The following is an 8133-nucleotide window of genomic DNA, read 5'->3' as shown; positions in this document are numbered from 1 at the left end:
CCAAAATTCTCCCTCTCCGGGGTGTAGCGCGCCCGCGCTACGCCAACAGCATTGGGGCAGACTGAAGCCTTCTTCTAATCCAGAAGCCTTTGAGGAGCATCCATGTCCTCGTGCAGCACACGAATAACGAGCACCTCCGGCTCTATAACTTTATAGAAAACAGCGTGGTGCTCTACTTGTAATCTGCGGTATCCAGGAAGAACATGGGTATAGTTGGTACCGAGCGATGGATGATTAAGCAACTGTTGCATACCTGCCTCAAGCTGATCCAGATATTTATCTGCCTGATCAACACCCCTTTCTTCGCAGGTATATAGCCAGATCCCCGTCAAATCAGATTCCGCCTTCGGCGTGACGCTTAGCTTAAGCATTAATTAGCCGCCTTCATCCTTTTACGGCCAGCTGCTTTGATAGCTGATATATCGAGCGGTTTAGGTTTTCCGCTTGACTCTCCCTCAATGAGCGCCTGCCTCAGCGTGGCCAGGCGTTTCTTGGCCTGCTGGTCTCGTCGGATGAGGTCGCGGATATACTCACTATCATTGCCAAAGTGGCCGCTTTCGACCTGACCTTTAACCCAGTCGTCTTGCTGTTCAGTCAGCGTGATGGTTTTCCGGTGCATGCTCATAGCTGGTGCTCCTCACAAAGCAGACGTATGACAATATCATACCACTGTGTCGAGCCGCATCAATGCTGCGGGGAAATGTACCTGGTTCCTGCTCTGGCGTTGGTGGTGTTATTGAGAACGTCGGGTTCGCCTACCGCAAGACCGCATCCTGCAGAGATGCCACTTTGGGCACTGATCAACTACCAAACCGGCGAAAACCCTGCGAGCGGGCGATAGCCGGATCACTCAATGCGAGGAAATACAAATGGCACAAAGCGACACAGATAAAACGGTTGGTACCAGCTTGGCTCAGCGAGGTGTTGGGCTTCTGGAGCGGGCATGGAGTTCTCAATGGGCATTACGGCTAGTCTGCGCCGTACTGTTCCTGGATATGGCCATGATGCTCCGTGTCGGTCGAGGGCTGTGGCAGTGGTCCCCTGGCGATATGGAATTGCTGCACGATGTGGGTTGGCTTTCGCTGGTTTTTGTCGCCTTCACCTTCTCTGTTGCCATAGTGATCCCGGTCGTTCTGCTTCTTCTGCGTCAGATTGGTGTGCACATTTGGTATCTGTTGGCGGCGCGACTCCCCCGGCTGTTCGGGCCAGACCTCCGGTCTTATCAGCGAGGACTCGGTTATGTGCCAACCCGCGAGTTGCGAGATCGGGCTTTGCTTGAGAAAGATGCTTTTCTGTTCCGTCTGTATGAGGAGCATGTGCAGGCGCGGGAAGCAGAAAGAGCGTCTCGCGAGCAGGCAGGCGAATTGACAGCGGCTGTGATTCTGACTGCGTTGGTTGATTGGGTCATTGCGCAGCGAATACCGAATGGCATTGGCATGATCGACGCCATCTATGGTGCACTGGGTAACTCGGCTCCCTTAGTCACGATGGTCGTCTTGTTTTGTGCAGCACTCATCGTGAAGTGGTCTTGGTTCACGGATACGAAGCCCGACTGCATCTACTACCCGCCCTTGGATCGAGAGCTGCGCGACAAGGAAAGTGACACGCCGTGGAGACGGGGCGCTCTGCAAAGGGCAACGATCAGGGAAGATGGCTAGCTGAACCGGAGGGCTGCCTCGGCGTAAAATGTACCTGACCCCTTGGACCAATCTGGCTATAGCTTACGCACACCCAGAGGATGATGGCATGACACAGCCCGCTGATACCCCCAGCTCGCTGGGCTTGCGACCATTGTTGATGAGCTGAAAGCGTACGGATCATTCAGTGAAGTCAAGCATCGGTTGAGCGCTCAGGTTGGTTTCCAGCTACATGCGCACAGCTGGAGCACACTACTGACAATGATCTGTCAGGCTCGGCACGCACTGACCCATCGTCGTGATGATATCGACACAGCATTGAAAGGGAAGTCAGTTCAGACTATCCGCTCCGAACTCAGGCAGCTTATTGGTATCGAATTACCCGGTCGAACGCTTGACAGTCTACAGCAGCAAATAGAAGCACTGGTCAATGCCTTTGCTTTCTGCCAAGAGCCTCAGTCTCCTGCTGAACGCTATGAGAAAATTAAGAAGCGTAACTTTATCAATAGTTCACGCCTGGAGGGCCTCGAAATCAAGGAAGATGTTTCCGAGCAATCGCTGGAGCAGATTCTGGCTGAATACCGGGAAGCCAGCTAATGGATAGATACGACGCTGCTCAGGATCACTACTGCTACCCTGGCACCGACGTGTTGAAAAACGAGCTGGGTATTCAACAGAAAATGTACCTGACCCCTTTGTTTCTTTGTTTGACCCCTTTGTTGGTTTTTGACCAATAACTCCTCCGCCTGTTCCGGCAGTTTCCTCTTTTTTTGAAACTCGCCCAAGAATGCCATCATCATGCTCATGTCACTAAGCTTTGTATTTTTCTCGCTAATTTCTGCCAACCAATAGGATTTCAAGCGCTGTTGAAGTGCCGGTGCGGGGGAGGGCGCTTGCAGTACCGAAAATGTACCTACCGAAAATGTACCTGACCCATTTTCGTGACCTGACCCCTTTTCGTGACCCCTTTTCGGACCCCTTTTCGCTGCTAATGAAGCACTTTCCCAGCGTGTAGTCGGCGAGATATTCAGTAGCGCACAGTTGCCGCGCTCATTCAGCTGCTACAAAGGCATATTTAGCGTTACATGAGCGTTAAATGTACCAGCGTTAAATGTACCCGTTAAATGTACCCGTTAAATGTACCTGACCCCTTTTTGTTAAATGCACCTGACCCCTTTTTGGTTACCTTTTTGGTTTGACCCCTTTTTGGTTGCGAGCGTAGCGAGTTATGGTTAAGCGCCTTGTTAGTGGTTTTTATTTATTTTATTATACAATGTTTTTGCTCTTCTATCTGTGAATTCAGATTTCAATGATGTGAGATCATCAATACAAGACCCCCCAGAAATGCCATTACTACGGATCTCTTCAAGCATTAAATCCAGAATGGATGTGCACGCATTTTTTATAGTTTCAAGTATTGATTCGATGCTTACACCTACATATGAGCTGCACTTAACATACTCCAATCCATTAGCCTCTAAAATATCTAAGCTTCCAATTTTGTAGAGCTCTATCTTGCCATTATAGTGCTCATTGTCAATGCGTCCATCCATATCATCTACAGTAATTTTAAATAGACTGCGTAGTAGTGAATTGTTTAACAAATCAACATGGGACTCATGAATGTACAGGTAAGGAAAAGAGAAGTAATTATTATCCAAGACAGTTAAAGGCGCATAAGACCTCATAATGCTATTGTGCTTAATGTAATTGTTTAGCACAAAAATCTCATGGTTTTTTCCAGTGAAAAAGTTTTCCATTGCAGATATATATAAGGACCTGCATTTCTCGTAAAAATTAAACGAATATAGTTCAGGGCTGTTTGTAATCCCAGCCTTGTAACTCCGAAGTAGTTTATCAATTGCTTTGATATCATTTTTTTTGATTGCCTTGTAGCTGATCTTTACTTTTGGGTATAGCAGCCCGATGCGCTGCTGAAGGACCCAAGTATGGTAATATTCTATGAGTACAGAGAAGCCATTTATGAGGAAATCAATACTATAATCAAAAGAGATTGAGTTTATGTAAAAGGTATTCCTTGGCTTGTCAAGTTCAGTCTCAATCTCTTTGCATAAGTGTTTTATCTTTTTTATCTGATAACGAATTGATGAGTTGGCCTCCCCAACAATTTCATATGTTTCTTTGATGTTTTTCCTTTCTCTTATCGATAAAATCACACTATTACCCTATGGCTACTAACGTTTGAAATGAGAGGCGGCTCAAGGGTGCAGCCCTTGTGGCGTCCTTTTGATGGAAGGGTTAGACCTCGACGGACTGAAGCATGGGAACCTCTTTGGGTGTTATCTCCAGTTCTTCTCGCTTCCAGAATTCCTCATTGAACTCATGGATGACTGAGTTGTGATAGCTCGCCATCCAAAGGTACTTGGCAGAAACCGGATTTAGCTGAGTAGCGCCACCGACATTCTTAACAACTAGTTCCTTGTGATTTCGAAAGAACACAGGGATGTCTTCCGGTTTATCGATTTCAGTCTGAAATGATCGAAGGTAATCAATGAAGTAGATTCCGTCGCTCTCTCTTCGAATGTTCTTGCTGATGTAGGCGAACTCATCTGCCAATGTGTTGTGCGTGGAGGCAAGGCGCTTGTCCTTCCGGAGTTGCTGAATCAACGCTGGGTCAACAACGATTCTCGGAAAGTTGGCGTAAACCGATTCGAGCTCATAGGCTCTGACAAAGCCGGGACCAAAGAGCGTTTGGTCATCGACGTGCACATCACCGATTGAGACTCCCCCACGCACGCAAATGCCGTGGTTGATCAGTTCCCCTTGCATGTGAACCAGATCAAGCATTTCGTAGAACATCAAGCCGTACCGAGACTCTTTGTTTGCCTTCGAGTCGAGTGGTCGAATTCGAATTATTGAGTCAGAGAACTGAACGATCTTCGGCTCAAAACTCTCGCCATCTGTTTGGTCATCGACATCTGAAAGGCGTCGTATGGTCTTGAGCTTCTGGGAGACTTCTTCAAACGTACTTGTGCTGATGAGGTGCTTGAAGCCAAGGATATCGATGAACGTGATGACGGCCTGCCTATACATTGGTTTGCTTCCTTAGATGTTAGACCGCATGCGGTACTAATACATAATCGTTTGTTCGACATAACTCCGCTTCACCGAAATTCTGTCTGAAAAATACACATTAAAACAATAAGTTAAAGATAACTCCGCAGCCCTTCAGCGTATTCGCTTGACTGCGTCTTTTCGTGAATCCATTACTACTGGATGAAAATCATTCCGGCAAGCACGCTACCGCTCATCCCTCAGCAGCTGGGCAAGCTGGTGTGTTCTCGATCTGGTATGGACTGCAGGCTGTCCTTGCTTCTTCACTCCTACCCTGATGTCCGTATGATTCCAAAATAATATGACGAAAGCCATAGAAAAGGTTTGAACCACCCCGGGGATTCCGGAGGCTCTTTGGTGTGAGTTATGCCGGTTGAGCGTCTGCTTGATGAGACGGGTCGGGGCTGCTAGACCGTTGGCGTAGCGCGGGGGCGCTACACCCCGGAGAGGGGGAATTTTGGGCTAAAGGTTTTGCTGGGGTGACCGATAGCTTGGGTGTCGGCGGTGATGGCTTTTGGGGCTGTCAAGGCGGCGGGGAAATTTTTTCTGAAAAAGATTAAAGCTCCTGGCCAGTACGCCGATAACGGGATTGAACGCGAACATTATGGGTGCCTGGGCTTAGCCCGCCCATGAGTCGCTAGCTCAGGCAAACATTGATTTGGTCACACGGAGATTTACCCATGGCCCTTACAGTAAACAGCAACATTGCTTCTCTGAACGCCCAGCGGAACCTGGGTGCTTCTACCAATAACCTGTCCACTTCCCTGGAGCGTCTGGCTTCTGGTTCCAAGATCAACAGCGCCAAAGATGACGCTGCGGGCCTGCAGATTTCCAACCGTCTGACCAGCCAGATCAATGGCCTGAACGTGGCTGTGAAGAACGCCAACGACGGCGTTTCCATTGCCCAGACCGCTGAAGGTGCGATGCAGGAATCGACCAATATCATGCAGCGTATGCGTGACCTGGCCCTGCAGGCTGCCAACGGTTCCAACAGCGATACCGAGCGCGCCGCTCTGCAACAGGAGTTCTCTGCTCTGTCCGGTGAGCTGACCCGTATCGCCGAAACCACTGCTTTCGGTGGCAAGAAGCTGCTTAATGGTGACATGGGTAATACCAGCTTCCAGATTGGCTCCAATGCCAACGAGACGGTATCTTTTGGTCTGAGTGATGTGAGCGCCTCGGCACTGCGCGGTAACTTCAGCTCTGCCACTGCCAGTGGTGCTGCTGCTACCGGCATGGTTGCCAGCGTAGTAAGCTCGCCGGTTGGTGGTGTGGCGCGTGCTGAAGGTACCGGCTTTACCGCCATTGCCGATCCATCAGGCACCGCCGGTAACCTGAGCATCAACGGTACTAACATTGCGCTTGATGCGGTTAACGGTGCTGATGCTGATGCCGTCGCCGCTGCAATCAACGCTGCGAATATCTCTGGAGTTAATGCTGATGGTTCTTCTGGTCAGGTAGTATTGACTTCTACCAGTGATATTGTGATTGGTGGCGATACCGCGACTGTTGGTGCCGTTGGCTTGGCTGCTGGCACTGAAGCTGCGGAAGCAACCGCTTCTGGTACAGGTTTCACTGCTATCGTAGACGGTACTTCGAGTGGCGATCTGACTATTAATGGAATAGATATTGGTCTGACTACTGCAAATGCTGCTGACGCTAATGCTGTTGCCAGCCTCATTAATGGAGCAGGCATTGCCGGTGTCACTGCTGACGGTTCTTCTGGTGAAGTAGTATTGACTTCTGCCAGTGATATTGTGATTGGTGGCGATACCGCGACTGTTGATGCCGTTGGCTTGACCGCTGGCACTACACCTGCGGAAGCAACAGCTTCTGGTACAGGCTTCGCTGCAATCACAGGTGATGCCGGTACCGCTGGCACCCTGAGCATCAATGGCATCGATCTGCCTCTTAATGCGACTACTGGTGCGGATATTGATGCGGTTGTCGCGGCTATCAATGGTGATACTGATATTGCCAATGCCGGTGTCACTGCATCCAATAATGGTGGCCAACTGGAACTGCTCTCAACCACACCGCTGGTTATTGGTGGTGATGCGGCGACTGTCGGTGCTCTGGGCCTGACCGCTGGTACCACTCAGCCATCAGCGAGCAGTGTTACAGCGGCTACCAACCTGACCACAACTGGCTCGATTGACGTAAACGGCACTACCATCAGCTGGGATGGCACTGGCACCTACCAGGATCTGCTGGACGATTTGGCAGCTGTTGATGGTGTGGCTTCCGCTACGCTAGATGGTGGACGCCTGCGCCTGAACTCCGAGAATGGGGCGAACATCATCCTGGCAGACACTGCTTTGGTGGGCGGTGGTTCGCTGGCTTCGCTAGGCCTGACCGCCGGTGAGAGTAAGGTGAAGCTGGACGCCAATACTTCCATCACGCTGAACGGTACCGAGGTAAAGCTGACTGAAGGTAGTGATATGGAAGCGGTGGTGACTGCCATCAACACCGCCAGTACTGGGGTGACTGCGAGCAATAACAACGGTCAACTGGAGCTGTTCTCGCAGAATGACTTCACCGTAGCCGATGGTGCTGCAGGCACTGGTCTGAGCAAGCTTGGCCTGACTGAGGGTAGCACTATTGCAGTGACTCAGGAATCGTCTGTAGCCAACCTGGACATCTCCACCGCTGAAGGTGCTCAACAGGCTATCCAGGTACTGGACGGCTCCATCGCCCAGATCGACAGCGAGCGTGCCAAGCTGGGTGCGGTGCAGAACCGCTTCGAGTCGACCATCAGCAACCTGCAGAACATCAGTGAGAACGCTTCTGCCGCCCGCGGTCGTATCGTTGACACTGACTACGCTGCCGAGTCCGCCAACCTGGCCAAGAACCAGATCATGCAGCAGGCGGGTACTGCGATGCTGGCCCAGGCCAACCAACTGCCGCAAGCGGTCCTCAGCCTGCTGGGCTAAGGTAAGCTGACGGTATGACGGGCGGGGGAAGGGGTTGCTCTTCTCCCGCCTTGTCCTGTGCGAGGAAAAAACCATGGATATGGGAACACTCAGTAACAGGGGCGGGGTAGGGGCAAGTGCCTCGGCTGCCAGAACGCATGATATAAATGACGTTGTTTCGGTCGGTGCGGCGAATGTCAGCCAGGCCGAGGAGTTGAAGAAGCAGGGCATGGCCGAGCCGGATCGCGAGCGGGTGCTGGCGGCGGTTGAGGAGATGCAGAATTTTGTGCAGGCGGCGCAGCATAACATCCAGTTTCAGCTGGATGATGATAGCGGGCGCATGCTGGTGAAGGTGACCGAGGCGGGTAGTGGTGAGGTGATTCGCCAGATTCCGTCGGAAGAGGCGGTGCGGTTGGCGGAGAATTTGTCGGAGATTCGGAGTTTGTTGTTTAGTGTTGAGGTTTGAGGGGATGGTGGTTGCTTGATGGCTGGTTTCCCCCTCTCCCCCG

At 51.0% G+C, this 8133-nt stretch carries 8 protein-coding genes; 4 read left to right on the top strand and 4 right to left on the bottom strand.

The genetic code is table 11. The features are described 5' to 3' along the window. Positions 1 to 74: 74 nt before the first annotated feature. Entirely contained in the window at positions 75 to 371 is a 297-nt protein-coding gene (locus CQ007_RS18670; RefSeq protein ID WP_105647351.1) for a type II toxin-antitoxin system RelE/ParE family toxin, read from the bottom strand. After that, complete coding sequence (locus tag CQ007_RS18665; RefSeq protein WP_036988764.1) at positions 371 to 625, bottom strand: type II toxin-antitoxin system ParD family antitoxin; 255 nt, start codon at positions 623 to 625, stop codon at positions 371 to 373. The genes CQ007_RS18670 and CQ007_RS18665 overlap by 1 nt, the downstream gene beginning before the upstream one ends. Before the next feature lie 244 nt (positions 626 to 869). Here CQ007_RS18665 and CQ007_RS18660 point away from each other — a divergent pair, with 244 nt between their 5' ends. Both CQ007_RS18660 and CQ007_RS18655 read left to right on the top strand, forming a co-directional pair. Then, complete coding sequence (locus CQ007_RS18660; RefSeq protein WP_105647350.1) at positions 870 to 1658, top strand: hypothetical protein; 789 nt, start codon at positions 870 to 872, stop codon at positions 1656 to 1658. A gap of 240 nt (positions 1659 to 1898) precedes the next feature. Then, positions 1899 to 2234, top strand: coding sequence for a YhfG family protein (locus CQ007_RS18655; RefSeq protein WP_105647349.1), 336 nt, complete (start codon positions 1899 to 1901; stop codon positions 2232 to 2234). A 647-nt stretch (positions 2235 to 2881) separates the two neighbouring features. On the opposite strand, the gene CQ007_RS18880 is transcribed toward CQ007_RS18655, so the two are convergent. Continuing rightward, positions 2882 to 3814, bottom strand: a complete 933-nt coding sequence (locus CQ007_RS18880) for a hypothetical protein (protein WP_146114610.1) — start codon at positions 3812 to 3814, stop codon at positions 2882 to 2884. Between the two features lie 82 nt (positions 3815 to 3896). After that, positions 3897 to 4691: a hypothetical protein gene (locus tag CQ007_RS18645; protein ID WP_105647348.1), complete on the bottom strand. Its 795-nt coding sequence runs from the start codon at positions 4689 to 4691 to the stop codon at positions 3897 to 3899. A 701-nt stretch (positions 4692 to 5392) separates the two neighbouring features. Here CQ007_RS18645 and CQ007_RS18640 point away from each other — a divergent pair. Continuing rightward, positions 5393 to 7645: a flagellin gene (locus CQ007_RS18640; protein WP_105647347.1), complete on the top strand. Its 2253-nt coding sequence runs from the start codon at positions 5393 to 5395 to the stop codon at positions 7643 to 7645. 73 nt (positions 7646 to 7718) lie between these two features. Next, complete coding sequence (locus tag CQ007_RS18635) at positions 7719 to 8090, top strand: flagellar protein FlaG (RefSeq protein WP_105647346.1); 372 nt, start codon at positions 7719 to 7721, stop codon at positions 8088 to 8090. Positions 8091 to 8133 lie beyond the last annotated feature (43 nt).

Origin of the sequence: Pseudomonas sp. MYb185, from assembly GCF_002979975.1 — a bacterium.
Classification (GTDB): Bacteria; Pseudomonadota; Gammaproteobacteria; order Pseudomonadales; family Pseudomonadaceae; genus Halopseudomonas.
Note: the sequence above shows the minus strand (reverse complement) of the source record. Positions and strands in the feature narration are given on the sequence as shown.

Bases quoted from the DNA above. Each gene is read 5' to 3' on its own strand.
- CQ007_RS18670 (WP_105647351.1), bottom strand. From the start codon at position 371: ATGCTTAAGCTAAGCGTCACGCCGAAGGCGGAATCTGATTTGACGGGG.
- CQ007_RS18665 (WP_036988764.1), bottom strand. From the start codon at position 625: ATGAGCATGCACCGGAAAACCATCACGCTGACTGAACAGCAAGACGAC.
- CQ007_RS18660 (WP_105647350.1), top strand. From the start codon at position 870: ATGGCACAAAGCGACACAGATAAAACGGTTGGTACCAGCTTGGCTCAG.
- CQ007_RS18655 (WP_105647349.1), top strand. From the start codon at position 1,899: ATGATCTGTCAGGCTCGGCACGCACTGACCCATCGTCGTGATGATATC.
- CQ007_RS18645 (WP_105647348.1), bottom strand. From the start codon at position 4,691: ATGTATAGGCAGGCCGTCATCACGTTCATCGATATCCTTGGCTTCAAG.
- CQ007_RS18640 (WP_105647347.1), top strand. From the start codon at position 5,393: ATGGCCCTTACAGTAAACAGCAACATTGCTTCTCTGAACGCCCAGCGG.
- CQ007_RS18635 (WP_105647346.1), top strand. From the start codon at position 7,719: ATGGATATGGGAACACTCAGTAACAGGGGCGGGGTAGGGGCAAGTGCC.